The sequence below is a fragment of the Acetobacter fabarum genome (assembly GCF_040702925.2).
Classification (GTDB): Bacteria; Pseudomonadota; Alphaproteobacteria; order Acetobacterales; family Acetobacteraceae; genus Acetobacter; species Acetobacter fabarum_B.
The window spans coordinates 412,704-438,163 of the sequence record NZ_JBFCXX020000001.1; the positions used below are offsets into that span (position 1 = coordinate 412,704).

At 53.9% G+C, this 25,460-nt stretch carries 19 protein-coding genes, 2 tRNA genes and 2 pseudogenes; 15 read left to right on the top strand and 8 right to left on the bottom strand.

Annotation, left to right across the window (positions count from 1 at the left end; translation table 11 throughout):
- From AB2L51_RS01930 to AB2L51_RS01975, 10 genes are all read left to right on the top strand, one after another.
- A complete protein-coding gene (locus AB2L51_RS01930) occupies positions 1 to 936 on the top strand; it encodes a polyprenyl synthetase family protein (protein WP_395580890.1) in 936 nt (311 codons plus the stop codon).
- 4 nt (positions 937 to 940) lie between these two features.
- Positions 941 to 2,932 (top strand): 1-deoxy-D-xylulose-5-phosphate synthase, encoded by a 1,992-nt coding sequence (gene dxs / locus AB2L51_RS01935; protein ID WP_395580891.1) that lies wholly within the window; start codon positions 941 to 943, stop codon positions 2,930 to 2,932.
- 4 nt (positions 2,933 to 2,936) lie between these two features.
- Positions 2,937 to 3,677 carry a TlyA family RNA methyltransferase gene (locus AB2L51_RS01940; protein ID WP_395580892.1) on the top strand — a complete coding sequence of 247 codons (741 nt, stop codon included), beginning with the start codon at positions 2,937 to 2,939 and terminating at the stop codon, positions 3,675 to 3,677.
- Between the two features lie 143 nt (positions 3,678 to 3,820).
- The gene (locus tag AB2L51_RS01945) at positions 3,821 to 4,393 is read left to right on the top strand and encodes a hypothetical protein (RefSeq protein WP_395580893.1); all 573 of its coding nucleotides are present in this window, start codon (positions 3,821 to 3,823) and stop codon (positions 4,391 to 4,393) included.
- Between the two features lie 137 nt (positions 4,394 to 4,530).
- Positions 4,531 to 5,745, top strand: a complete 1,215-nt coding sequence (gene rlmN, locus AB2L51_RS01950) for a dual-specificity RNA methyltransferase RlmN (RefSeq protein WP_395580894.1) — start codon at positions 4,531 to 4,533, stop codon at positions 5,743 to 5,745.
- Positions 5,746 to 5,863: 118 nt separating this feature from the next.
- On the top strand, positions 5,864 to 7,105 hold the full coding sequence (locus AB2L51_RS01955) for an argininosuccinate synthase (protein ID WP_395580895.1): 1,242 nt from the start codon (positions 5,864 to 5,866) through the stop codon (positions 7,103 to 7,105).
- A 42-nt stretch (positions 7,106 to 7,147) separates the two neighbouring features.
- Positions 7,148 to 7,648, top strand: a complete 501-nt coding sequence (locus AB2L51_RS01960; protein ID WP_086646756.1) for an FKBP-type peptidyl-prolyl cis-trans isomerase — start codon at positions 7,148 to 7,150, stop codon at positions 7,646 to 7,648.
- 334 nt (positions 7,649 to 7,982) lie between these two features.
- Entirely contained in the window at positions 7,983 to 8,984 is a 1,002-nt protein-coding gene (gene trpS, locus AB2L51_RS01965; protein ID WP_395580896.1) for a tryptophan--tRNA ligase, read from the top strand.
- A 128-nt stretch (positions 8,985 to 9,112) separates the two neighbouring features.
- Positions 9,113 to 10,537 (top strand): tetratricopeptide repeat protein, encoded by a 1,425-nt coding sequence (locus tag AB2L51_RS01970; protein WP_395580897.1) that lies wholly within the window; start codon positions 9,113 to 9,115, stop codon positions 10,535 to 10,537.
- A 479-nt stretch (positions 10,538 to 11,016) separates the two neighbouring features.
- Complete coding sequence (locus tag AB2L51_RS01975; RefSeq protein WP_395580898.1) at positions 11,017 to 12,360, top strand: MFS transporter; 1,344 nt, start codon at positions 11,017 to 11,019, stop codon at positions 12,358 to 12,360.
- A gap of 193 nt (positions 12,361 to 12,553) precedes the next feature.
- Here the strand turns inward: AB2L51_RS01975 and fumC are convergent, their stop codons facing one another.
- Together fumC and AB2L51_RS01985 are read right to left on the bottom strand one after the other, a co-directional pair.
- Positions 12,554 to 13,999, bottom strand: a complete 1,446-nt coding sequence (gene fumC / locus AB2L51_RS01980) for a class II fumarate hydratase (RefSeq protein WP_395580899.1) — start codon at positions 13,997 to 13,999, stop codon at positions 12,554 to 12,556.
- A gap of 382 nt (positions 14,000 to 14,381) precedes the next feature.
- Complete coding sequence (locus AB2L51_RS01985; RefSeq protein ID WP_395580900.1) at positions 14,382 to 15,848, bottom strand: mannitol dehydrogenase family protein; 1,467 nt, start codon at positions 15,846 to 15,848, stop codon at positions 14,382 to 14,384.
- 209 nt (positions 15,849 to 16,057) lie between these two features.
- On the opposite strand from AB2L51_RS01985, the gene AB2L51_RS01990 reads away from it, so the two are divergent.
- Complete coding sequence (locus AB2L51_RS01990) at positions 16,058 to 17,104, top strand: aldo/keto reductase (RefSeq protein ID WP_395580901.1); 1,047 nt, start codon at positions 16,058 to 16,060, stop codon at positions 17,102 to 17,104.
- A gap of 101 nt (positions 17,105 to 17,205) precedes the next feature.
- Positions 17,206 to 17,685 (top strand): Dabb family protein, encoded by a 480-nt coding sequence (locus tag AB2L51_RS01995; protein ID WP_395580902.1) that lies wholly within the window; start codon positions 17,206 to 17,208, stop codon positions 17,683 to 17,685.
- 13 nt (positions 17,686 to 17,698) lie between these two features.
- On the opposite strand, the gene AB2L51_RS02000 is transcribed toward AB2L51_RS01995, so the two are convergent.
- The 4 genes from AB2L51_RS02000 to AB2L51_RS02015 form a co-directional block, all read right to left on the bottom strand.
- Positions 17,699 to 17,776 carry a helix-turn-helix domain-containing protein gene (locus tag AB2L51_RS02000; protein WP_395580989.1) on the bottom strand — a complete coding sequence of 26 codons (78 nt, stop codon included), beginning with the start codon at positions 17,774 to 17,776 and terminating at the stop codon, positions 17,699 to 17,701.
- Between the two features lie 387 nt (positions 17,777 to 18,163).
- A complete protein-coding gene (locus AB2L51_RS02005) occupies positions 18,164 to 19,054 on the bottom strand; it encodes a transporter (RefSeq protein WP_395580903.1) in 891 nt (296 codons plus the stop codon).
- Positions 19,055 to 19,127: 73 nt separating this feature from the next.
- Positions 19,128 to 21,584 (bottom strand): membrane-bound PQQ-dependent dehydrogenase, glucose/quinate/shikimate family, encoded by a 2,457-nt coding sequence (locus tag AB2L51_RS02010; RefSeq protein ID WP_395580904.1) that lies wholly within the window; start codon positions 21,582 to 21,584, stop codon positions 19,128 to 19,130.
- 312 nt (positions 21,585 to 21,896) lie between these two features.
- Positions 21,897 to 21,973: transfer RNA gene (locus AB2L51_RS02015), tRNA-Ile, on the bottom strand.
- 555 nt (positions 21,974 to 22,528) lie between these two features.
- On the opposite strand from AB2L51_RS02015, the gene AB2L51_RS02020 reads away from it, so the two are divergent.
- The gene (locus AB2L51_RS02020) at positions 22,529 to 23,485 is read left to right on the top strand and encodes a hypothetical protein (protein ID WP_395580905.1); all 957 of its coding nucleotides are present in this window, start codon (positions 22,529 to 22,531) and stop codon (positions 23,483 to 23,485) included.
- Positions 23,486 to 23,698: 213 nt separating this feature from the next.
- Positions 23,699 to 23,951: pseudogene (locus AB2L51_RS02025) on the top strand (transposase); the annotation flags it as partial.
- 132 nt (positions 23,952 to 24,083) lie between these two features.
- On the opposite strand, the pseudogene AB2L51_RS02030 reads toward AB2L51_RS02025, so the two are convergent.
- Both AB2L51_RS02030 and AB2L51_RS02035 read right to left on the bottom strand, forming a co-directional pair.
- A pseudogene (locus AB2L51_RS02030) lies at positions 24,084 to 24,344 on the bottom strand (S24 family peptidase); the annotation flags it as partial.
- A gap of 182 nt (positions 24,345 to 24,526) precedes the next feature.
- Positions 24,527 to 24,601 (bottom strand) — tRNA-Val (locus AB2L51_RS02035).
- Between the two features lie 122 nt (positions 24,602 to 24,723).
- Here AB2L51_RS02035 and AB2L51_RS02040 point away from each other — a divergent pair.
- The gene (locus tag AB2L51_RS02040; RefSeq protein ID WP_395580906.1) at positions 24,724 to 25,458 is read left to right on the top strand and encodes a YoaK family protein; all 735 of its coding nucleotides are present in this window, start codon (positions 24,724 to 24,726) and stop codon (positions 25,456 to 25,458) included.
- Positions 25,459 to 25,460 lie beyond the last annotated feature (2 nt).

Sequence of the window (25,460 nt, forward strand, 5' to 3'; positions counted from 1 at the left end):
ATGTCGATGACTGAGCCGACGCAAACCACAATCATTCGCGCAACTGACGCTGCGCTCCTCAAACAGGACATGAGCGCACGTGCGGGCGTGATCGAAAGCACGATCGACGCCCTGCTTCCGCCCACAAAGGGAGGAGATGCGCGGCTGATAGACGCCATGCGTTATGCCACTCTGGGCGGCGGCAAGCGCCTGCGTGGCTATCTGGCGGTCACAGCCGCCAGCCTGTTTGGCGTGCCGGAAAGCCAGTCCGCCAGAGTAGCCGCATCTGTTGAAATGTTGCACGCCTATTCCTTGGTGCATGACGACCTGCCCGCCATGGATGATGATGACATGCGCCGCGGTCAGCCCTCCACGCATCGCAAGTTTGACGAGGCAACAGCTATCCTGGCCGGAGACGCCCTGCAGACCAGAGCGTTCGAAATCCTTGCCGCAGCCCATACGCATGCAAGCGCGGATGTGCGCATCGACCTGATTCAGAGTTTTGCCGAAGCTTCCGGTGCCGCAGGTATGGTTGGCGGGCAGATGATCGACATGGAAGGTGAAGGGCGTGCTCTTCCGCTGGATGAAGTCCGCCACCTGCATGCACTTAAAACTGGTTGCCTCATCCGTTATTCGGCTGAAGCCGGTGCTATTCTGGGACAGGCTTCTGCTGATCTGCGTAAGCGTCTGAGGGTGTACGGAGCCAATATCGGTGCCGCGTTCCAGATAGCGGATGATGTGCTGGACGCCACAGCCACAGCTGAAGAACTGGGCAAAACCGCAGGCAAGGATGAAGCCTCCGGCAAGTCCACTTTTGTGGCACTTCTTGGGATTGATGGCGCAAGAAACGAGGCCGCGCGCGTAACTGAAGCCGCGATTGCCGAACTCGCGCCCTTCGGCGCACAGGCCGACCGGCTGCGAGATCTTGCCTACTACGTGATCGAACGGAGAAACTGAGAACATGGCTGACCAGAACGCCGCGTCACCGATTCCCACTTTTGGCCGTTTTCCTGCGCTGGATCGTGTTCGGGTTCCTGCGGACCTGCGCAACCTGTCTGTTGAGCAGCTCAAGCAGCTTGCGGACGAACTGCGGGCCGAAACCGTGGATGCGGTCTCCACCACCGGGGGGCACCTTGGGGCCTCGCTTGGCGTTGTGGAACTGACCGTAGCCCTGCATGCGGTGTTCGACACGCCCGATGACCGGGTGATCTGGGATGTGGGCCATCAGGCCTACCCACACAAGATTCTGACCGGACGGCGCGAGCGCATCCGCACCCTGCGCCAGCCGGGTGGGCTGTCGGGCTTTACCCGCCGCTCCGAGAGCGAATACGACCCGTTTGGTGCGGCCCACTCCTCCACCTCCATTTCCGCCGGGCTGGGGATGGCGGTGGCGCACCACCTGCGCGCGGAGGATGATCCCTCCTACCGTGAACGCAATGTGATTGCGGTGATCGGCGATGGTTCCATTTCCGCCGGTATGGCGTATGAGGCCATGAACAACGCCGCAGTAGCCGGGCCGGGTGCCGAACGCCTGATCGTGATTCTCAATGATAACGAGATGTCCATTGCTCCGCCGGTCGGGGCCATGTCCAACTACCTCTCGCGCCTCATGTCGTCGCGCAAGTTCATGGAACTGCGCGAACTGGCGGGCAAATTCGTCAAGAAGCTGCCCGCCCCGGTGGAACGCACCGCCCGCAAGGCGGATGAATATGCACGCGGCATGATTACCGGCGGCACACTGTTCGAGGAACTGGGCTTTTACTACGTTGGCCCCGTGGACGGGCACGACCTGCCGCAGCTGGTCACGATCCTGCGCAACCTGCGTGATACGGATAAAGGCCCCATCCTGCTGCATGTGATTACGGAAAAAGGCCACGGCTACCGCCCGGCAGAAAACGCGGGCGACAAATACCACGCCGTAGCCAAGTTCAACGTCATTACCGGTGAGCAGAAGAAAGGCCCCGCAGGCCCGCCCAGCTACACCTCGGTTTTTGCGCGTGAACTTGTCCGCCGCGCCCAGACCGACAAACGCCTGACCGCGGTCACCGCCGCCATGCCGTCCGGCACGGGCCTGGATGCGTTTGCCAAAAACTACCCCGACCGCTTTTTTGACGTCGGCATTGCCGAGCAGCACGCGGTTACCTTTGCCGCGGGCATGGCAACCGAGGGCCTGCGCCCGTTCTGCGCCATTTACTCCACCTTCCTCCAGCGTGCGTATGATCAGGTCATGCACGATGTGGTGCTCCAGAACCTGCCGGTCCGCTTTGCCATTGACCGTGCGGGGCTGGTCGGGGCCGATGGCGCAACACATGCCGGGTCGTTTGACATCGCCTATCTGGGCTGCCTGCCGGGCATGACCATCATGGCCCCTTCGGACGAGCTGGAACTGCTGCACATGACAGCCACGGCCGCTGAGTTTGATGAAGGCCCGATTGCCCTGCGTTACCCGCGTGGCAACGGGCTTGGACTGGACCTGCCCGCCGAGGGGCAGGTGCTGGAAATTGGCAAGGGCCGCATGATCCGCGAGATGGGGCGCCAGTCCGGTGCACAGACGGGTGGCATCGCCATTCTCTCGCTCGGACCAAGGCTTGGAGCGTGCCTGCAGGCCGCCGACATGCTGGCGGCACAGGGCCTGCCCCCGACCGTGGCCGATGCCCGCTTCGCCAAGCCGATTGATACGGCTCTGGTGGAAAACCTTGCCCGCAACCATGCGGTGCTGATCACCATTGAGGAAGGGTCCGAAGGGGGGTTTGGCACACAGGTCTGCCACCATCTGGCCCGCACCGGGCTGCTTGACCGGGTGCGCTTCCGCCCCATGACCCTGCCCGACCGCTTTATCGACCACAACACGCAGGACGCGCAGTATGACGAGGCCGGCCTCTCCGCACCTCACATCGTCGCAACCGCTCTTAATGCACTGGGGGTTAACCTCACGGAAGAACGGACGGCCTGAAGGCATGGCCCGGCGTCGCGCTGATCAGATTCTGGTCGATCGGGGCTTGGTCGAGAGCCGCACAAAAGCACAGGCCCTGATTATGGCAGGGCTGGTTTTTAGCGGCTCCAGACGCGTCGCCAAAGCGGGAGACCTGTTGGCGGAGGATGCCCCTCTGGAACTCAAGGGGCAGGAGCATCCATGGGTTTCACGCGGGGGGTGCAAGCTGGCCCACGCTCTGGAGCATTTCGCTCTTTCCCCGGCTGGACGCCAGTGTCTGGACGTGGGTGCTTCCACAGGTGGTTTTACGGATGTACTGCTGACCCACGGTGCCGAGCATGTTTATGCCGTGGATGTCGGGCATGGACAGTTGGCATGGAAACTGCGGTCCGATCCAAGGGTTAGTGTGCTGGAAAAGTGCAATGCCCGTTACTTGGACACAACGCTTATTCCGGTCGCGCCAGAAGTTATTGTGTGCGATGCCAGTTTTATTGGCCTGCGCACCGTTCTGCCCGCAGCCCTGGGCCTTGCAGCGGATAATGCATGGGCCGTAGCGTTGATTAAACCCCAGTTTGAAGCTGGACGGGAGCAGATTGGCGCCAAAGGTGTCGTGCGTGATCCTCTTGTGCATGAAAGCGTGTGCGCCACCATTCAGGAATGGTGGTCCTCCCTGCCGGGGTGGGAGGTGCTGGGTATTGAGATAAGCCCCATCACCGGCCCTGAAGGCAACAAGGAATTCCTGATCGCTGCGCAACGGAAAGCATAAAAAGCAGTGGTTCTGCATAAATCTTAAATTAAATTTTCAGGTTGCTTCCTGATTTTTGCATGGCAGATGATCAATTTTTTTGCCACAATTCTCTGAAGAATACAAAAATCAGTTCACCATCTTAAGGAAAGCAACTCAGAATCATGCGCAAGATAGCGACACTGTTTGGCGCCGCCTTCCTTTTGGCTTCCAGCTCAACTGTCTGGGCCGCCCCAGCTTATCATCCGTCTTCAGCATCGCATCCGGAAACGGAAACTGGTAGCGTTCTGTTGCGTGGGTATGAGCAGGATGGATTGCGGTTGCAAGATGATATGCAGGCAGGTGTGCTGACCATCAAAGCTGACCCGGCAACCCTGCGGGAGGATGGTAATACGGGCTCGGCTGGCCTGTATCGTCAGACGGTCAAGGACGTACTGTCCGCAGCGGCTACATATGCCTATCTTTATTTTGGACAAAATCCGGAAGCAACCAAGCTTTCGGTTGTTGCGGACATACAGGAAGAAGCTCCTGCGCCAGCCAGCATGAATGTCGGGGACGACAAGCACAGAGCACCGGCGCTGACAATGGAAATCACGCGTCCTTCCTTCCCCATTTCTGCCGATACGAAACCTGATGCGTATTCCGCGCAGACCATTGGCATGATCTTGGACAATATGGACACCTCCAAGATGACAATGGCCCCATGGCTCCAGACGGCTCTAAAAGGTCAGAACTAGTCTGCTGCCCAGTAAGGAACGGGAAAGACCGGCATAGTCTGATCAGAAAAGGGTGGGTAAAAGAGGCTGGTATCTGTCAGCCTCTTTTTTTGTTATGAACCCTTCTCTCCTCATTTTATGAAACAGTGCATACTCTCATGTCGTCTCCCGTTTCCCCTGCTTCAATCCCTGCTGATGCCGATGCGGTTACCGCGCTGAATGCCGAAGAGCGTAAGCGCATTCTGGCAAAAGCCGCCATGTTCAGCCCTCCTTCTGCCGTTACGGCGGATGGGCGGCGGGATATTGTTGGCCTTTCACGCGAGGAACTGACGGAAATTCTGGTCGAAATTGGTGAAAAACCTTTCCGAACCAAGCAGTTATGGCACTGGATTTATCATCAGGGTGTCACGGATTTTTCACTCATGAGCAGCATTGCCAAGCCGCTCCAGCAAAAGCTGGCTGAAAAATTTATTATCGCGCGCCCTGAACCTACAACCGTGCAGACTTCGCAGGATGAAACACGTAAGTTTCTTTTTCGCTTTCGTGACGGGCAGGAGGCGGAAACCGTTTATATTCCTGACCGGCGAGAAGATCGTGGGGCTGTGTGCATCTCGTCTCAGGTTGGGTGTACGCTGTCATGCACCTTCTGCCACACTGGCACCCAAAAGCTGGTACGCAACCTTGGTGCGGCCGAAATTGTTGGCCAGTTCATGGCTGCGCGGGATTCCTATGGCGAATGGCCAAGCCCTAAAGGGGACACCCCTCGCCTGCTCTCAACCATTGTTCTGATGGGCATGGGCGAGCCTCTGTATAACTACGAAAATATTGCCAAAGCCATGCGTATTATCATGGACGGCGAAGGAATTGGCCTCTCCCGCAGGCGCATTACGCTTTCCACATCCGGTGTGGTGCCGCTTATGGACCGTTGCGGGGAAGAACTGGGGATTAATCTTGCGGTTTCCCTGCATGCCGTGCGGAACGACCTGCGTGATGAAATTGTCCCCCTCAACCGCAAATACCCGATTGAAGAGGTTCTGGCTGCGTGCCGCCGTTATCCGGCTGCGAGCAATGCGCGTCGCATCACCTTTGAATACATCATGCTGCGTGGCGTAAATGACAGTGAAGCGGATGCCCGCGAACTGGTCCGGCTGATTTCTGATATCCCTGCCAAGGTTAATCTGATCCCGTTTAACCCCTGGCCAGGGAGTGACTACCGTCCCTCCACGCGCGAACAGCAGAACAGGTTTGCGCAAATTGTAATGGACGCAGGCTTTGCCTCCCCCATTCGCACACCGCGAGGCCGTGATATTCTGGCCGCTTGCGGGCAGTTGAAAACGGCAAGTGAGAGGGCAAGAAACACGCCATCCTCATAAAAACATACTTTTTTCCGGCCAGAACGTGGCGTCATCAGGAAAGCGCTCTGGCTCCGGGGCTTTCTCGGTGATAGGAGAAAGGCAAACCTGTTATTCAGAGTGATCAGGAGATTGGTGCATGGGCGCGACTTCCGCCAAAAAAGACGTTAAAAAGGTTGTTCTGGCTTACTCGGGCGGGCTTGATACGTCCGTTATCCTGAGATGGCTGCAAAAAACCTATGGCTGCGAAGTCGTGACCTTTACGGCCGATCTTGGGCAGGGCGAGGAACTGGAGCCCGCACGCAAAAAAGCCGAGATGTTCGGGGTTAAGGAAATTTTTGTGGAAGACCTGCGCGAGACATTCGTGAAGGATTTTGTCTTCCCGATGTTTCGTGCCAACACCCTCTACGAAGGTCAGTATCTGCTGGGCACATCCATTGCCCGCCCCCTTATTGCGCAGCGCCAGATTGAAATTGCTGAAGCTGTTGGCGCAGATGCCGTCGCCCATGGGGCCACGGGCAAGGGTAATGATCAGGTTCGGTTTGAGCTGGCTTATTACGCCCTTAAGCCCGACATTACGGTTATTGCGCCCTGGCGTGAATGGGACCTGACCTCCCGCACCCGTCTTCTGTCCTTTGCCGAAGAAAACCAGATCCCCATCGCCAAGGACAAGCGCGGGGAAGCCCCGTTCTCGGTTGATGCCAATCTGCTGCATTCTTCCTCCGAAGGTAAAATGCTGGAAGATCCGGCTGTTGCACCTGAGGAAATTGTTTTCCAGCGGACCATCGCACCAGAAGCCGCACCTGACCGGGCGACTGAAATTACCATCGATTTTGTGAGCGGTGACCCGGTAGCCATCAATGGTGAGGCTCTCTCCCCAGCCGCATTGCTGGCCCGTTTGAATGAACTGGGCAAAGCCAACGGGATTGGCCGTCTTGATCTGGTGGAAAACCGCTTTGTGGGGATGAAGTCCCGTGGTGTGTACGAAACACCCGGCGGCACAATTCTGCTTACGGCGCATCGGAGCATTGAATCCATCACTCTGGACCGCGAGGCCATGCATCTTAAAGATAGCCTGATGCCGCGCTATGCTTCCATTCTGTATAATGGCCTGTGGTTCTCCCCCGAACGTCGCATGCTGCAGGCTCTGATTGACGCCTCCCAGCATTCCGTAACCGGGCGGGTCCGGCTGAAGCTGTATAAGGGCAATGTGATTTGCGTGGGTCGAGAAAGCCCTAACAGCCTGTATGATACCCGTGTTGTGACATTTGAGGACGATGAAGGTGCCTATAATCAGGAAGATGCGCAGGGCTTTATCAAGCTGAATGCGCTGCGCCTGAGGCTGGGAGCGCAGATCGGCCGTAAAGGTGGCGCGCTCTAAGCGCTACTTTTTCTGAATTTTATAAGGGAGCACACCAGTACCATGTCCCGTCGATTTTCTCTTGTTCCAAGCATACTTGCGGCCAGCCTGGCCTTTTCGCTCACCGCCTGCGGTGGCCATAAGGCGGAAGAAGCAGAACTGACGCCAGCGCAGCAGATGGCAAAGCTGCGCTCGCAACCGGGCGTTACGGTGCTTAAGGATGGCTTGGCTTATAAAGTTCTGGAATCTGGCCCCAAGGATGGTGAACAGCCCCGTAAAGGGGATGTCATGATGCTGATTTACGAAGGCCGTCTGCCTGATGGCTCCATCTTTGACGGCTCTGACCAGCATGGCAACGGTGCCTATATGCAGATGCCGCTGGATGGTCTGGTGCAAGGCTGGATGGAAGCCCTGCCGCTGATGCATGTGGGTGATACCTGGATGCTGTATGTGCCGCCGGAATTGGGCTATGGGCATCGGTCTATGGGGGTTATTCCTTCGGATAGCCCTCTGGTCTTCCGTATTCAGTTGCTTGGGGTCGAGCATACGCACAATACGCCATAATAATTGTGGTGTTCAGGGTGTGTGCTCAGGGCGTTTTCCTCCTCTTGTGGGTGTTCTGCCGAGGAGGAACGCTTTGGGGACCAAGGGTGGCGAGTTTTTATAGCGTGGAAGCCCCCTTCCCTCCTAGGCATGATTATCCGTGAGGTGTTGGTTGCTAAACTGGCCCAATACCATGGGTTTTGGTCAGGCTGCCATATCACTTTATACAAAGTAAAAACGTATAAACCGTTTTTGTAATCATCTGCTTTCGGGGTCTTGCTCCGGCATTTTACAAAAAAAATGCAGCGTACCACTGGTTTTTCTTTTTCCTTACAGACAGTAGCGATAAATCCGTATGCAACGTATTTTTTCTGGCATTCAGCCCTCTGGTGTTCCTCAGCTTGGCAACTATCTGGGAGCAATTCGGAACTGGGTTAACCTGCAGGCTGATCATGAATGTGTGTTCTGTCTTGTGGACATGCATGCCATTACGGTTTGGCAGGAGCCCGCCAAATTGCGCGAACATACGCTTACGCAGGCTGCCATTCTGCTGGCATCCGGTATTGATGCCCAGCGCCATATTCTGTTCAATCAGTCCGCTGTTTCGGCGCATGCGCGTCTGGCATGGATTTTTAACTGTGTCGCCCGGCTTGGCTGGTTGAACCGCATGACGCAGTTCAAGGATAAAGCCGGTAAAGACCGGGAAAACCATTCTGCCGGTCTTTATGTTTACCCTAATCTGATGGCTGCCGACATTCTGGCTTACAAGGCAACCCGGGTACCCGTAGGTGAGGACCAGAAGCAGCATCTGGAACTGACCAATGATATTGCCCAGAAATTCAACCATGATTATGGCGTCGAATTTTTCCCACAGGTAGAAGCACTTATCCCGCCAGAGGCTGCGCGGGTCATGAGCCTGCGCGATGGGACAAAAAAGATGTCCAAATCGGACCCTTCTGCCCAGAGCCGGATTGAACTGACCGATGATGCGGACACCATTGCATTAAAAATCAGACGCGCCAAAACGGATACCGGCGTTCTGCCTGAAGACCCTTCTGGTCTGGCTGACCGCCCGGAAGCCAGAAATCTGGTTGCCATTTACGCAGCTTTGTCTGGCAAGACTATGCAGCAGGTTCTGGATTTGCATCAGGGACAAGGGTTCGGTCCGTTCAAAGCGGCTCTGACAGAGGTGGTTGTGAACGAGATTGCCCCAATTGCGCTAAAGACAAGCCAGCTTTTGCGAGACGAAACGTATCTGGTGCAAATGCTGCATAACGGTGCGCAGCGTGCACAGGCGATTGCTGAACCAATTGTTGCCGAAGCCGAAAAACTGGTCGGGTTTGTAAAGCCGCTATGACTGTTCTCTTCTGCAATATGTCTGTTCAGCCATATTGCAGAGAGGTGCCTTGTACATGTCTGTGGTCATGTGGCGGTCTGGCGTATTAGGGTTTGTGTCAGTTTTAACTAAAACTGGGTTGAATGATCATGCCAGAGCATTCTTTTTCTGAACCATCCGCTTTGTCAGATGCTCAAGTCATGGATGCTGTGGCGTTGCAACGCGCCAATCGTATGCACGAAGCAGTTGCTGCGTATAAAGTGGCGCTAGAGCAAGACCCGGACAATGCTTACGCTCTAAGCAATTATGGTGGGCTGCTCTGTGCGTTAGGGGAGTTCCAAACGGCCAAGCCCCTTCTTGCCCGTGCTGTGCGTATTAAGCCGGATATGCCTGATGCGTGGTCAAATTTTGGGAATGTCCTGTTTGAATTGCAAGATTATAGCAGTGCCATCGAAGCTTATAAACGCTGCCTGACACTGCAACCTCAGCACGCACTCGCGCTCAGTAACCTGGGGGTGGCGCTGGATTGTCAGGGGCGGCACGAACTTGCCTTGAATTTCCATAAAGCCGCAATCCAGATAGAGCCAGAAAACGGACAAAACCGGACTAATCACGCGCTCTCCCTTCTGGCGCACGGAGATTATCAGGAAGGTTTTAAAGCGTATGAATGGCGGTGGAACAGTAACATCATCGGCAAGCATAACCTGCAGGGCCCGGTGTGGAATGGAGAGTCTTTTGTTGGCAAGACTCTACTCATCCACACGGAAGGCGGGTTTGGAGATATGCTGCATTTTGTGCGCTTTGTTCCATATGCAGCCAAACGGGGCGGCAGCATTATTGTAAAAGTCCGCAAAGAATTATTAACCCTTCTGCAGCGCTCCTTCCCCGAACAGCAGTTTATTACCGTCGATGACGTAGCCCCTCCCCACGATCTGGAATGTTCGGTTGGGAGTTTGCCATATCTGCTTGGTACAACGCTGGATACAATTCCTCAGGCCAGTGGTTACCTTACCCCTGATCCAGCCAAGGTTGCTGACTGGAAAGCCCGTCTGGATAAAGACCTGTTCTTTATGTCCGCATCACCCTCACTAAAAATTGGTCTGGTCTGGGCAGGCTCGCCCCACCGGGAGGTCCGTTATGTTGAGTTTGTGGATCAGCGTAGGTCCATAAACCTGCAAAGCATGGCGCCCTTGGCACAGGTGCCCAACATTCTGTTTTACAGTTTGCAGGTTGGGGAAAAAAGCATTCAGGCCAAAACCCCGCCTGCGGGCATGAAATTGGTTAACCATGCCAATCTTCTGCATAATTTTGATGATACAGCAGCACTGATCGCTAATCTGGATATGGTGATCTCTGTTGATACATCCGTTGTGCATCTGGCTGCAGGATTGGGCAAACCAGTATGGATGCTCTCACGCTTTGACCAGTGCTGGCGTTGGCTTTCAGGCCGAACAGATTCGCCATGGTACAGTCATCTGCGTATCTACCAGCAGCCGCAACCCTTTGACTGGACTACTCCCATTAATAAAATGGTTTCCGATTTAATGAAACTGGAAAGAAAAACTCATAATTGAGAGTAGTTATTTGTCTGAGTTGTAAAAATGCAAAAAATACGCCGTCCGACCTCTTATCTTGAGGGATGAGACACGGATAAGCGTTACCCGTTGCTCCTATGTTTTTTGGCGATATCAAAAAAAAATCAATTCGACTTTCAAAAATTCATTCGCACGTTAATCAATAAAAACAGATGTATTTACTTATAATATAATACATTATAATTCTCATATAATATGATTATTGAAAATAATATTCTTTATTTGAATATGTATTTATAAAAAATATCTTGAATAGATAGTGTGTCAGGGCTATAAATTACTGCAACAGCACATATATGTGCTTTTGTTCCCGTGATGCGCGATCTCGTTTTCGTGCCCGTATTTTCATGCCCGTCGAATTATATTCCGGGCCAGCATCACGCATGCCTGCTTCCCTTGCTCCTTAGGGTGTAGCTCAACCTTGGCAGGCTGCAAAAATTATATAAGGAGAGAGCGTCTTGCCAGAGACAAGCCCTCGGTCATCCCTGCAATCGCGTGGTCTTGCTGCCTTTTTAGGCATACCTAAACCACTTTTTTTTGGTTTTGTTGGCCTGCTTCTGTTTATGGTCGGCGATGGCGTAGAAGCCGGATACCTTGACACCTATATGCTCCACCATGGGCACAGTCAGGGTGATGTGAACCTTATGTTTACAACGTATGGTGTTGCCGTCATGCTTTCTGCATGGTTGGCGGGGCCGTTATCCGATCTGTTTGGGCCACGGCGTGCCATGTGGGCAGGTCTGCTGCTCTGGGCATTGCTGGAAGTGGGCTTTCTGTCTTTGGGGCTGGGGCCGGATAACCTGTCTATGACGCTGCTGTTCTATACGCTGCGTGGGTTTGCCTATCCGCTGTTTGCTTATGGGTTTCTGATCTGGATTGCGGCAGCGACCCCTGCACGGATGCTGGGTTCTGCTGCAGGTTGGTTCTGGTTTTCTTTTTCTGCGGGACTGCCAACGCTTGGGTCGCAGTTTGCGCGCTACACCATTCCCTACATAGGGGAGCTGGCGACTTTCTGGTGCTCTTTGGGGTTGGTGATCATTGGTGGTCTGATAGCCCTGCTACTGGTTAATGAACCCGTTGGCTCCAAACCGCTCGTTGCTGCCAATGCCGATAAGAAGCAGGTTTTCTTCGGGTCTGTCAGCATTATGTGGCGTGAGCCCAAAACGCTGGTTTCTGGCATTATCCGGACCATTAACACATCATCCGAATATGCCTTTCTGGCCATTATGCCTGCCTTTTTTGTGGATCAGCTCCACTTCTCCCAGTCGCAGTGGCTGGACCTGCTTTCGCTGATCTTCCTTGGCAACATTCTGTTCAACCTTGCTGCCGGGATGTTGGCTGATAAGCTTGGCCACCGGTTTGTTATTGCCATTGGCGGATGCGTTGGCTGCTGCGTGACCATTCCCCTCTTTTATTATGTGCCGTTGTGGTACCCTGGCAATTTCACACTGGCAGCGATTGCGGGCTTTGTTTACGGGGGCACCGTTGCGGCATTTGTGCCCATGTCCGGCCTGATGCCCCTGATCTGCCCTAAGGAAAAGGCTGCAGCCCTGTCCATTCTGGGGTTGGGCGCTGGCGCCAGTACCTGGGTTGGGCCTGCGGTTGTCAGCGTTTGTGAGGCATGGTTCGGGATGGGGCTCGAAGGCGTGATCTGGAGCTTTTCTGGTCTTTATCTCTTTGCCGGGGTGCTGACCCTGTGCCTACGCATTTCACCCGAAGCGCGCCGCCATACTGAAATGCTGGAAAAAAAGAAAAAACAAACCAGAGCGGTTGATTTCCACGGTGTCCAGCAAACCGCCTGATTGCAGGTTACATTAGGCATCGGACACAAAAAGAAAGGGAGGCTCTACACCTCCCTTTCCCACTTCCGCCAAGAAGTTTTGTCTTTCAACAGGGTCGAGGTTGCTCCCCTGCACGATCACACTGCAATGATATGCATCAAGCTTAGGTGATTTAGGAGGCAGAGCCGTTTGACCGTGCTGCTACAGCTGGATTTTATGCCCCGGCAAGGCCATTCCCGACCATTTTGCTCGGGTCCACAGTCTGATCAAAAACTGTTTCACTGACACCTGAAGCCAAGGCAGCTTCTTTAAGTGTCTCATTCCGTGCCATGGCCCGGTGCGCAATGGCAGATGCTTTATCATACCCGATAACGGGGCTGAGTGCTGTAACCAGCATCACAGAGACTTCCACGTAATGTTGGATGTTGCGCTCGTTCAGGGTTGTTCCTTCAACGGAAAAGACCCTGAAATTTTTGCAGCCATCAGCCAGAATACGGATCGCATGCAACACATTTGCGGCAATGACCGGCCGCATGACATTTAACTCAAAATTGCCTTGAGCGCCCGCAAACGCAACCGTTGCGTCATTCCCCAACACCTGCGTTGCAATCATGATCAGGGCTTCACATTGGGTGGGATTAACCTTGCCGGGCATGATGGAAGACCCCGGTTCATTTTCCGGCAGGTTAAGTTCTGCCAGCCCGCACCGCGGGCCGGAACCGAGCCATCGCATATCATTGGCTATCTTCATCAGTGCTACGGCGAGGCCGCGCAGCCCGGCAGATGCGCGCACCATGGCATCAAGCCCGCCCAGAGCGGAAAATTTATTAGGGGCTGTTACAAAGGGCTTGCCGGTTAAAACAGCAATATGCTCGGCAATTGCCTTGCCAAAGCCCTTGGGGGCGTTCAGGCCCGTACCAACAGCCGTGCCACCGGCTGCCAGTTCGGCCAGATCCGCTCGGGCTGCACGGAGCGTATTCAGCGTGGTTTCAAGCTGCTGTGCCCAGCCAGACCATTCCTGCCCTACTGTTAAAGGCACGGCATCCTGCAAGTGGGTTCTGCCCATTTTGACCACGGTGTTCCACATATCCGCTTTGGCCCGAATACTGGCAATAAGTGCCTCCACCTGCGGGACAAGGGTATTTTCTATTTCAAGCAATGTGACAACATGCATGACTGTGGGGAATGAATCATTGCTCGACTGCCCCATATTTACATCATCATTGGGGTGCACGGGCGTTTTGGAGCCAATCTGCCCACCTAGAAGCTGGATAGCTCTGTTGGCAATAACTTCATTCACATTCATATTTGTCTGAGTGCCTGATCCTGTCTGCCAGACAAAGAGCGGGAATTCAGCATCCAGCAAACCAGAGCTTACCTCGTCTGCCGCCTGAATAATTGCGGCGGCCTTCCAGTTCGGGAGCCGGTTATCTGCCAGATTGACCTGCGCTGCGGCTTTTTTAACAATGCCATAGGCGCGGCAAAGCTCCAGGGGCATCCGGTCCCGCCCAATGGAAAAATGCACCAGACTGCGCTGTGTCTGCGCCCCCCAGTAATGGTTGGCGGGCACATCAATCGTGCCCATGGAATCAGTTTCCTGCCGCGTGCCGGTCGCGTCTATGCCAATGCTTACGTCCCGTAGCGTGTATGATGCTGTCATCTTCTGCCGTTCCCGCTGTAACGTTCCAAGCAAACAGCCCCCTGAGGTCGTATGTTTTCATTGTTTTTTTGAAGCGTGGTGCCAGCTATATGCCACGTGGCATCACGGGAACATACCGAAAGTTCACCCCACATACGTGGTGGTGAGAGAGCATTGCTCTGGCTTCGATTGGCATGAAGGGGCATTTGACTCATGCTACCCCAACGGCCTGTAAATCAGGCGGTTCCTCTGTATAACGCGAATGTGGGAACCTTTAGGAAAAGGTTATCTGCGGGTTTGGATGACTGATGTGAACAGATGCCTCACTCCGTAAAAAAGGTTTTCTCTGCCCGCAGTAGTCTGATGTGTTAAACCACACAGACAGGCTTTGTTCATGCGGGCGTTACGTGGGCAACGCTGCCAGAGCCGCCAGAACACCCTGAGTGCGTATAATTTTACGCAGTTCAATGACCTTCTGATCCAAGGCGGAACTCTCCAAATCCCTCCATGCATCGAACGCAGGCAGCTTTAAACCAGCGGCATAATCATCAGAATGGACAAGGGCTTCCTGTTCTGCCGTGTAGGCTGGCTCAGATGTTGTATAAGTCTGCCCCTGCGCATTGATGCCTCGCAGCATTTCCAGATACGCGGCCATGCCAAAAGCAATGCGGGAGCAGTCTTTATGGCCGAGGAGCAGATCGCGGACTGTCTGTGTCCAGAAGACCTGAATTTTTGCACAGCCATCACTGGCAATACGCAAGGTCTGATCGGCCATGGCGGGGTTGGAAAAACGGCTTAGAACACTTTGCATATAATGCTGCAAGCTCACTCCGGGAGGCGCTTTGAGTGTTGGAATAACATCCCGTGTTAAAAAATTTTCCACATTCTGCTTGAGTGCGGGGTCTTTGACCGCCTGATCCACATGCGCATAGCCCAACAGAATTGCGGGAAAACTGAGCATGATATGGGAGGCATTGAGCATGCGGATTTTAACATACTCATAATCCGTAACATCGGTTACAAACTGCACTCCGGCTTTGGTTAGGTCTGGCCGGCCATTGGTAAAATTATCTTCCAGCACCCATTGGTGAAAGTCCTCCGCCACCACAGGCAGATCATCTTCCAGCCCGCTGGCAGTATTTAGGGCTTTGGCAATATCTGCTGTAACGGTTGGGGTAATGCGGTCCACCATGGCATTGGGGAATGTAGCATTCCGCGCAATCCAGTCAGCCAGCTCCGGGTCACGTGCCTGAGCAAAACCGAGAAAAGCCTTGCGGGCAACTTCACCATTATGCCGCAGATTGTCGCAGGACATGATGGTAAATGCTTTTGTTTCCGCAGCGCGCCGGCGGCGCAGACCTTCTACAACATACCCAAAAACGGTTTGTGGGTTTTCGGGGTTTTGCAGGTCGCTTTGTACGTCTGGGTTGCTCAGGTCGAACATGCCGGTGGTTTCGTTAATATTATAACCACCTTCCGTTATGGTCATGGACACGATGCGGATATCGGGATTGCTTAAATGCTCCAGCACTTTCTGCGGGTTTTGAGGGGCAAGCAGGTAATCCCGTAATGCGGCAATGATCCGCACGGAACGATCCCCCGTTGGAGCGCATTCGGTCAGGGAATACAGGCAATCCTGCGCCTGAAACAATGCGGCTTTTTTGCTGGAATGGTCGCCTTTTGTCAGGCCAACGCCGATAATGCCCCAGTCTGGTTCTGCCTTGAGGATTTTATCAATATAAAATGCTTCATGCGCCCTGAAAAAATTACCAACACCAAAATGAACAATACCTACCTTAATATCCAGCGGGTTATAATCTGGTAAATGCACGGAAGACTTCACATTTCCAAGACATTCAAGCGTGAGCATGCGTTCCTCCAAAATATTTACAATCATAACGGCAACTGTAATGGGTCTGATGCCAAATTTCAACGTGGATATTAAATTATTATAATATCATAATTACTCATTGTGTATTTTTTAATATTTATTTTCATTATGCTACCGCCCCCTTGTTCTGGCGCATATTATCTTCCATGATACCAATATCATTTTCCCCTCTAACCAATAGGCATAAGATGAACAAACGCGAACTTGGCCGTACTGGCATTATGGTGAGTGAACTCTGCCTTGGTACAATGACATTCGGCCAGCAGAACACGCAGGCTGGAGGGCATACCCAGCTTGATCTGGCGCTCGAGCGGGGTATCAATTTTATCGACACGGCCGAACTTTATGCCATTCCACCGCGGGCCGAGACATATGGTGCAACGGAAACCATTATCGGGAACTGGCTTAAAGCCCGCGGCGGGCGCGACAAACTGGTTATCGCCAGCAAGGTTGTGGGGCGTTCGTTATCCCCGTGGTATCGACCGGGAGGTGAGCAGGCGCGCCTGACACCCCGCCAGATCCGCTATGCTCTGGAAGGTTCCCTGCGTCGCCTGGGCACGGATTATATTGATCTGTACCAGCTTCATTGGCCCGACCGCACCATTGGCCTGTTTGGAGAAGGCGGGACCACGTTCAAAGACCTCCCGCCAGATGATGCCGTACCGGTAGAGGAAACACTGGGCGTGCTGGGTGACCTTGTAGCAGAAGGGAAAATCCGCCATGTCGGCCTTTCCAACGAGACAGCATGGGGTGTTGCCAGTTTTCTGGCTGCGTCCAAAACGGGTCTGCCACGTGTTGCATCCATTCAGAACGCGTACAACCTGATCAATCGTACGTTCGAAATCGGGCTGGCAGAAATGGCCCTGCGTGAGCGTGTGGGACTTCTGGCCTATTCCCCCCTCGCCCAAGGGTACCTGACAGGTAAATATCTGGATGGTGCAAGGCCACCCGGTGCGCGCACGACCCTTTTTAATCGCGCACAGCGTTACGAAAAACCCGGTGTGGATGTGGCAATCCGCGCTTATATGGACCTCGCTCGGCAGGAAGGGCTGAACCCGGTGCAACTGGCCATAGCCTTTGTAACAAGCCGGTCGTTTGTTACGTCCAATATTATTGGTGCAACCAGCATAGAGCAGCTTGAAATCCTTCTTGGTTCTCTGAATCTGGCGATTACTCCTGAATTGGAAGCAAAAATAAACGCGATCCATCAGGTTCACTCCAACCCGGCTCCCTGATTACACTGTAATTTATGATGACTGTGTGCCGCATGAGATTGAAAAATAGAGTAGCGGGCTTGGCCCTGAATGCTACCTTTGCTTCTTTGGCAGCGTTCGGCATGTTGGCACAGCCGGTTCGGGCTGTGCCTGCGTTGAGCAAAGCAGCGCAGCAAATCCGTAATGAAGCGCATATAACCGGTGCAGCCCGCTTTACTGCGCCCGACTTCAAGCCCGGTTTAGTGCGGCATATGGTTATGTTCCGCTTTACCCCACAAACGACTCAAGCCGAACGCAATGAGGTTACAAAACGCTTTATTGCACTCCATCACCTCTCCCACCGTCCAGATGGTTCAGCGCCGGTTCTCTCGATCGAAACCGGACCACAGATCAGTGGAGAAAATGCGGATATGGGCCTTGAACAGGCTTATCTGGTGACATTCCGATCCGCAGGAGACCGCAATTTTTACGTTGGTCGCCCAGTTGTATCCGACCCGCGCTATTTTGATCCTGCGCATGATGCCTTTAAAGCGTTTGCCGCCCCTTATCTGGAAAAAGTCGTTGTTTTTGACTTTCCCGTAGAGGCGAGTGGGCCGCACTGAATACAGGCCAAGGCTACTGGATGGGCAGCCTCTTCATTTTGCGGCAAAGGGTCGTCCGGCTAATACCCAGACTAAGGGCTGTGGCGGCCATATTGCCATGGCTGACCACCAGTGCGGACCTGACAACGCATTCGTCCTCCTTTTGCAGGCTTATTTCGGAACCTGCTGCCAGTTCGGTCAAGAGGTTGAGGGAGTTTTGATCATGTCATCCGTCCATCCCATCATCAGGCGGGCGGCATGTGTTGCCCCGGTCACATCTCCATCGTCATTCAGGGCGACGAAGCACAGCGCTCCCATGACTGCTGGATACAGGGATTGCCTGTCGCTGAATCTTTCTCGTGCGCCAGGTACGGCAGAATATCGTCTTCCGCTATTCTTGCCCTGCTCTGGTTGCCATTCATGCGCTCTTCCACATAACACGATTTAAAGAAAATTTTACCTCAACGTGAAAGATTGGGATGCCTCTTATGTATTTCTTTTACCAAAGGTAGACGAACTTCACATAATACGCGTTGGTTTCGGGCGTATTACGCGCCTCAAGGGAGTGCGAATAGCGGCCGGTCACCGAAAAATGCCTGGAAATATTATACATCAACCCCAGCCCTAATGTTGTTTCCCTGCTATTGGAATCATCAAGGTAACGTTTGGCTGAATTGTCGTATGTGCCGGTCACATTCTGCCAGTCAAACGCAACAAACGGTTCCAGTTTTTGCGTTGCTTTCCAGCTGAAGCGTAAATTGGAGTAAAATACCACGCCGGGCGAATAACTATGAGCACCCTTTACATGTTTTGTAGAACCAACAACGGTGCCAGCATCCCCATCGAAGCTGAAGTGTTTCCACTCATAGTCAAAAATAAAGCTGGAAATATTGGACCAGTAATGAGGTGATGTTGCATCACGGGTACCTTCTGGCGTCTGCATAAAAGTCTGTATGCCAAAGGTGCTGTGTGCATCGGGTTTGAACCACGCAGCGGGCCCCACAATGGTTGGGCCCAGCCCCCCATAATCCGTGCCATTAGCCAGAGAATAACTTTCGGACTGGATCAGTTCAAAAGCAAAACCTACATGGGGAATGGCCTCAAAACTGCGGAAATGCACATATTTGGTCATACCCGCCCATGTATGGCTACCACCACGGGCCTGTCGCTGGCCCAGACTGTTATATGTGCTGCCCGCAGCGTTTCCATCCCCATACTGCACCAACACGTTAAAGGGTTTGAAATCGACCGGCAGATCATATTCGTGCGGGCCAATAATGCCGAGTGTCACATCCGCAGCGTGAACGGGAGACGCATAAACCAGAACCACACCGGGTACGACGAGGCGAAGCAAGGAGCGCAGCCGCTCCGGCTTTTCTGTCAGACACATCAGAAGGATTTCCGTATTCAAAAAGAAACGGGGCTCCAGAAAAAAAATCAGGAGCCCCGCATGAAAGGCGGCGTTACGGGGCTTTGGTGCCCTGTGCGCCATCGATCGTGTAAGCGATGATGTAATCACCGCTACGGGTACCAAGGCCCCCGTGGCCACCTGCAGCAATCACAACGTACTGCTTGCCGCCTGCCTCATAAGACATGGGGGTTGCCTGACCACCTGCTGGCAGACGGTCCTGCCAGAGGACCTGACCTGTAGAGAGGTCAAAACCACGCAGGTAATTGTCTGCTGTAGCCCCCATGAACACCACGCCGCCTTTGGTCACAATGTTCCCGCCAATGTTATACATGCCTGTCGGCAATGGAAGGTTGTGGTGGGTGCGGAAAGGCCCTGTATCCCGTGCGGTGCCAACCGGGTGCTGCCAGACGATCTTCTTGGTGACAAGGTCAATCGCGGTCAGCGTACCCCAGACCGGCCCTTTGCAGGGGATCTGCAGCGGATTCAGCCAGGGGTTGGTGTAGGCAATGTACGGCGTGCCATAGTCAGGTGAAACAGACAGTGCGTCACCTTTGGCAGCAGGTTCCTCGCCTTTACCGTCCCATTTCGGCAGGGTGCCGGGGCCTTCCAGCGTCTGGCGTTTTTCCAGACGGATACGGAACGGCAGGTAGCTTGCATTGGCCAGCAGAAGCTTGCGCTGCGGGTCAATGGTAATGCCCTGCCAGTCCACAATGCCATAGAATGCGGGATAGACAATGGTCGTCTGGCCCAGATGTGGCGGTGTAAACTGCCCGTCATAAGCAGACTGACGGTACTGGATGCGACAGATCATCTGGTCCAGCAGGGTCGCACCCCACATGTCAGACTCTTTCAGATCAGGCGGCGTAAGGGAAGGCATGGCTGTTGGGTATGGCTGGGTGGGCGATACGCGGTCATCAGCCACATGCCCGGCCGTGGGTACGGATTTTTCCGCAACCGGATAACCCGGAACAGGCTGGCCCGTACGGCGGTCCAGCACAAAGAACTCACCACGTTTGGTGCTCTGGACCAGAGCGGGAATGCTCTCCCCATTCGGGCCGGGCAGGTCCACCATGGATGGGCCGGAAGGAATATCCATATCCCACAGGTCATGATGTACGGTCTGGTAAATCCAGCGGCGTTCACCTGTTTCAATATCCAGAGCAACCGTGGCGCTGGAAGAGGCATCGTCAAACGGACGGCGCGAACCACCCCAGTTGTCTGGCGGAGCATTACCGGTCGGAATGTAAACCAGCCCCAGATCAAGGTCAGCCGTGTAAACGCCCCAGGCATTCGGGGTGTCGCGCGTCAGCACATCGTTCGGGCCGGGTTTCCATGTTTCGGGGGTGTGGCCGACGTCCCATGCCCACTCAATGGCACCTGTGGTGGCGTTGAATGCGCGAATGGCGCCAGAAGGTTCAAAATTGGCCTGATTATCAAAAATCCAACCACCAGTGATCAGGCGGTTTTTGGCCACCATGGGAGGCGATGTTACAAAGTGGAAGCCGTGCGGCACATGGCCAAGGTAATCCCGCAGGGAGATAAAACCATGGTCGCCGAAGTCATCACATGGCTGGCCGGTTTCGGCATTCACAGCAACCATGCGCACGTCTGCCACGGGGGAGTAGATGCGGTTGCGGCAACTGGTCTGAATTTCGTCCGGGATGTGATAGTAGGAAACACCACGGCAGGCCAGATACACGTTTTTGTCCAGATCAGCCGTTGCTGGCTTGGGGTCAAACTTCCATTTGACCTTCCCGGTCAGAGCATCTACCGCCATAACCCAGCTATGGGGGGTGCACATGTAAAGCGTGTCACCTACCTTGATCGGCGTCAGTTCCAGATTGAACTCATGCCCCTGATCAGGCCCGGCAACAGTGCCCTCACCGCCCTGCTGCACGTCGCCCGTACGGGTCATCCATGCGCGTTTGAGACGGCTGATGTTGGCGGGTGTGATCTGCCCGATGGGAGAGTAGCGATCCCCCCCAACCGTGCGGCCATAAGCCGACCAGTCTGCATCTGCCACACCATTGGCGGCCAGATCGGCCTGCCCCTGCGCGGCCATGCGATCAGCCGGTACCGTGCCGTTGATCGAGTACGAGGCAAAACAGCTAGCCACGACCACAAGAGTGGAAACGGCAACGGCCCCCAACACTTCACGCTTGTCGGTCAGCCAGTCGGCACCCGTACGCCAGACCCATGGCAGCAGAAGCCATGCCCCAAGGCCAATGAGTGTAAACAGCCGGACTTCCAGCCCCCAGATATTGAAGCCGACTTCAACAAGAGACCAGACCGTTGCTGCCAGCAGCAGAACTGCGTACAGGCGAATGGCAAGCCTTGGGTTTTTAAAACCATTAAAAGCCGCCGCCAGCATAACGCCGCCTGCCAGAATATAGAACCAGGAGCCGCCAAGGAAGAGCAGTTCCGCCCCACCCAAAAACAGGAAAAGCCCGATTAGAGCCAGTAAGACTGAGGTTATAATTGAAAATAACCCCTTATTACTCTCTCGCATGTTGTGTTTCTCTCTGAATGTGTTCAGTCAGCCCGAAACATTGAGGCAGGCTGCTACACTGCCCCTGTCCATAGCCAATTGCGTTTGATGAACAGGAAGCACCCAGAAATTGCCACAGTTGATATGGCCGTGCTCACAGATGTTTGTAGCAAAAAACCTAACCTGTTCCAGATATGAGACAGGTTGGGTAAACCACGGGTATTTTGAGGCGGAAAAACCGGTCTAATATCGGCAGAATGCGGACCTTAAACCCCGACCCGATAAAACGGGAAATAGGTGGGCGGTGCCAGATACAAAAACCGAATAAAAATATGGTGCGCCGGGCAGGACTTGAACCCGCGACCAAGCCGTTATGAGCGGCCCGCTCTAACCAACTGAGCTACCAGCGCACGATATTGCAGGCGTTACCCCGGATAACCAAGAGAACGACAGCCCCCTAGCCATACAGATCATCGTGTAAGCTGAAAAGACGCGTTGGCACATTTTTCAGGCCTATTACAGAAAATGAGAGCTCATTTTTATGGCCATGGCCCTCAGGATTCTTTCCCCAGCCTTGAGCGGGGCAAGAAAAAATAGAGCATGCCATCAAGGAAATGGTCCATGGCAAAGGCTCAATTCGCCATTTTCTTCGGTGAACGCTCCGCATGGCTCAGGTGGCGGCCCTAGCGATACTCTTCTGGGGCGTTATGCGTCTTGTGTACCGTTGGTAAGGGCTTGTGAGAGGCAAACCCGTCTATAAATCAGACAATGAACTGCGGCTCTTTGTCATTGTCTGAAATGGAGGGCAGAATGTCCGATCTGAGTCATGAAGAGGCGAAAAGCAGATATTTGCACGGCCGAAGAACGCTGGCCGCGCTGTTCCCAGAACAGGCATTCATGGCCAATCAGGCGCCATATAGATGCTTCATCAACTGCGGGCTGCGCATTTCCACTTAGGAGCATAAATGAAAATCTTGATTGATGCCGATCTGCTCTGCGAGCAGGGCGTGATTTCGGCGGAGATGGCGGCTTTGCTGAAAAACCATGCCCGTCGTGACATTGGCGGCAATGCCATCAATATTCTCGTCGCCTTCGGCTCTATTGCGGTGGCGGCCGGGCTTGTCGGCCTGATGGCATCCGCTGGGTTTTCCCTTATGGCCAGCATCGCGCTTGCGGCACTATTCGGAATGATCACCATAGGCGTAGGCTGGCTGACCTTGAAATTTCACGAGGAAAATTGGGGGCTGTTGGGCCGCATCTGGATGGTGGTCGGGGCGCTGGTGCTGGCCGCATCTGGTGGGTTGTTCGGCCTTCGCCCTCTGGATGCTTGTATTCTGGCCGCGGTAATTTTCACAGGCACAGGCATTGTTGCACAGAGCAGGCTGCTGATCGCGCTGGTGCCGTTAACGCTGGAAGCAGCTCTTGGCGGCAGCGCCGGCTATTGGGCGGGCTGCTATGAGATCTCCATCCGTTCGCCAACGCTGACGATCCTCGTTTTTACGGCTTTGGCCTTCGGAGTCTGGCGGCTGGCTCTGCTGCTGCCGCGAACTGGAGAAAGGGTGGCGCTAATTTTTGTGCTTATCAGCCTAGTTTTGGTTAATATGGGGTTTTGGATCGGCTCGCTGTTCGGAGATGATTTCAACTTCAGGACTGTTTCCCTGAATGACGGCATAAACACGTCTAGCTTCATGCTCCCGACGGTGGCGTTTGTCATCGTCTGGGCCGTGTCCTTATTCCTAACCGGCCTGTGGGCAGCAAGGCGTGGCTACCGAAGGCTGGTGAATCTCGTGACTGTTTTCGGAGCGATCGAGTTCTACACGCAATGGTATGAACGGCTGGGAGCCGAGCCACTATCCATGGTGGTGGGTGGGGTTAGCGCAATCGCTTTCGGGTATGCCCTCTGGCGCTATAATCGCTACTAGTTGGCCCACGCCGCGCCAGCCGATGTGTTTTAGGCCCGTGGTTCGATGGGTTGGATTGCTAATGAATCTTTCCATGCTCAGGACCTGCTAATTTATTGAACTGAGCGGAGTATTGTGATTCACCGCCTTGTCGGTGGAGGGTGAGCCTGTGAGTGACGTGTTTTTGCTTTCTGAGTGCAAGATGGAACGGATCAGATCGGTGGTTCAAAGCGTCTGATCATTGATGCGACACATCTCAAAGCACACAGAACGGTGCCTCCCTGCTTAAAAAGGGGCTTTTCCCCATCATACCGGACGGACAAAAGGGGGCCTGAACTCAAAGCTACACGCTGTATGTGACGGTAAAGGCCGTCCTGTCCGCCTTCATCTGACCGCAGGGCAGGTCAGTGATTTCAGAGGTGCTGATGTGCTGCTGGCGGATATGCCAGAAGAGACAAAAAGGATCATCGGGGACTGCGGTTATGACAACAATAACATCAAGCCCTCTCACACACCACGCTGGCAACAGTGGCCCAGATTTCCATATCCCGTGCAGGATCAACCTCAGTGGTGGATGCGTGTTGTCACCCGATACAAGCCACCACGTGTTGCCCCACTTCTGCAATTCCACCAGCAGAACACGCCCTGCGGCCCAGGCAATGACCAGTTGGCCTGCCTGTGGAGAGCCTGCTGTATCAGCTATCAGAATATCCCCGTCCAGAATGCCACGGGCGGCAAAGGTCGCCCCGCGCACGCGGACCGGGTAACGGCTGGGGTTCATCAGATCCAGAGTCTGGGAAAGGTCAATCGGCCCCTCAACAGAATCGGATGCCGGACTGGCAAAGCCGGTCGCGCGGTCTCCGGTATAGCGTGCATTCATCTACTTTCTCCCTAATGGAGAACATAAGAGGAACATAGTATGCAAAGTCAATCAAAAAGGCGCACGGATTGATGTGGCTTAATATGGGTCGATATGGTCCAATATGGACCGATATAAACCGATAGGACGCTTATTATTTTGTGGATTGTTTTCTGTAACCCGCAGAAAACTGGGGCAAACCGTGGTGGGTGCGACAGGGATTGAACCTGTGACCCCCGCCGTGTGAAGGCGATGCTCTACCGCTGAGCTACGCACCCGGTTTGTGTGGGTTAGATACATCTATCACGAAGGGTTTGGCAAGAGGTGATTTGCCATTAAAGTCAAAAAAATCAAATATTTTGCGGTCAGTTGACACTGCAGGAACGCGTAAGGGGAAAGTATGCTCTTTCAGGAGCAGGAAAAACGGAATTTTGTCACCAACCGGAGGTTGGGTAGTTCTCTCGCTATGATTGCCGGGGCCATTAATGTCGCCGGTTTTATGAATTTTGGATATTACTGCGCCAATATGACAGGCAACGCTTCTGCAATGGCTCTCAATCTCCAGAGTGGAAAGTTGCTGGAAGGTTTTCGCGCTATGGAACTGGGCGGAAGCTTTATTCTGGGAGCCACTGTCTGTACATTTCTGGTCAACAGAGGGCGCAGGCGGCACTGGTACGCGGCTTATGCTTTTAGTATTTTACTAGAATCTGCCATGTTGGCTCTGCTGGGAGTGGCCAATGTTTTTGTGCTGTTTGGCCCACACAGTTTTACTCCTGCGTTAATGCTCTGTTTTCTTATGGGTTTGCAGAATGCAACTGTCACCCGTATCTCGGGTTCAGTTGTGCGCACAACACACATTACCGGCATGCTGACAGACTTGGGAATGGAAATTGCCGACTGGCTGGACGCATGGCGACACAGGGTTGGTCCAGAGCACCGCTCCATTATTTGGCAGCGACTTTGGTTGCACTTGCAGATCATCTGTTGTTTTGTCGGAGGAGGTGTTATTGGGGCCTTTGTTTACCACGCGTGGCCCACATATTTTTTGTTTGTCACCGCAACGCTGCTGGCCGCATGTGTATTGCCGGGTATGGTCGTAAACGGCCTGACACACTTTGTAAAAAGACGGAGATAATC

What these genes read in the sequence shown, in the direction of transcription:
- AB2L51_RS01930 (WP_395580890.1), top strand. Translation starts at nt 1, where the DNA reads ATGTCGATGACTGAGCCGACGCAAACCACAATCATTCGCGCAACTGAC.
- dxs (WP_395580891.1), top strand. Translation starts at nt 941, where the DNA reads ATGGCTGACCAGAACGCCGCGTCACCGATTCCCACTTTTGGCCGTTTT.
- AB2L51_RS01940 (WP_395580892.1), top strand. Translation starts at nt 2,937, where the DNA reads ATGGCCCGGCGTCGCGCTGATCAGATTCTGGTCGATCGGGGCTTGGTC.
- AB2L51_RS01945 (WP_395580893.1), top strand. Translation starts at nt 3,821, where the DNA reads ATGCGCAAGATAGCGACACTGTTTGGCGCCGCCTTCCTTTTGGCTTCC.
- rlmN (WP_395580894.1), top strand. Translation starts at nt 4,531, where the DNA reads ATGTCGTCTCCCGTTTCCCCTGCTTCAATCCCTGCTGATGCCGATGCG.
- AB2L51_RS01955 (WP_395580895.1), top strand. Translation starts at nt 5,864, where the DNA reads ATGGGCGCGACTTCCGCCAAAAAAGACGTTAAAAAGGTTGTTCTGGCT.
- AB2L51_RS01960 (WP_086646756.1), top strand. Translation starts at nt 7,148, where the DNA reads ATGTCCCGTCGATTTTCTCTTGTTCCAAGCATACTTGCGGCCAGCCTG.
- trpS (WP_395580896.1), top strand. Translation starts at nt 7,983, where the DNA reads ATGCAACGTATTTTTTCTGGCATTCAGCCCTCTGGTGTTCCTCAGCTT.
- AB2L51_RS01970 (WP_395580897.1), top strand. Translation starts at nt 9,113, where the DNA reads ATGCCAGAGCATTCTTTTTCTGAACCATCCGCTTTGTCAGATGCTCAA.
- fumC (WP_395580899.1), bottom strand. Translation starts at nt 13,999, where the DNA reads ATGACAGCATCATACACGCTACGGGACGTAAGCATTGGCATAGACGCG.
- AB2L51_RS01985 (WP_395580900.1), bottom strand. Translation starts at nt 15,848, where the DNA reads ATGCTCACGCTTGAATGTCTTGGAAATGTGAAGTCTTCCGTGCATTTA.
- AB2L51_RS01990 (WP_395580901.1), top strand. Translation starts at nt 16,058, where the DNA reads ATGAACAAACGCGAACTTGGCCGTACTGGCATTATGGTGAGTGAACTC.
- AB2L51_RS01995 (WP_395580902.1), top strand. Translation starts at nt 17,206, where the DNA reads ATGTTGGCACAGCCGGTTCGGGCTGTGCCTGCGTTGAGCAAAGCAGCG.
- AB2L51_RS02000 (WP_395580989.1), bottom strand. Translation starts at nt 17,776, where the DNA reads ATGGCCGCCACAGCCCTTAGTCTGGGTATTAGCCGGACGACCCTTTGC.
- AB2L51_RS02005 (WP_395580903.1), bottom strand. Translation starts at nt 19,054, where the DNA reads ATGTGTCTGACAGAAAAGCCGGAGCGGCTGCGCTCCTTGCTTCGCCTC.
- AB2L51_RS02010 (WP_395580904.1), bottom strand. Translation starts at nt 21,584, where the DNA reads ATGCGAGAGAGTAATAAGGGGTTATTTTCAATTATAACCTCAGTCTTA.
- AB2L51_RS02020 (WP_395580905.1), top strand. Translation starts at nt 22,529, where the DNA reads ATGAAAATCTTGATTGATGCCGATCTGCTCTGCGAGCAGGGCGTGATT.
- AB2L51_RS02040 (WP_395580906.1), top strand. Translation starts at nt 24,724, where the DNA reads ATGCTCTTTCAGGAGCAGGAAAAACGGAATTTTGTCACCAACCGGAGG.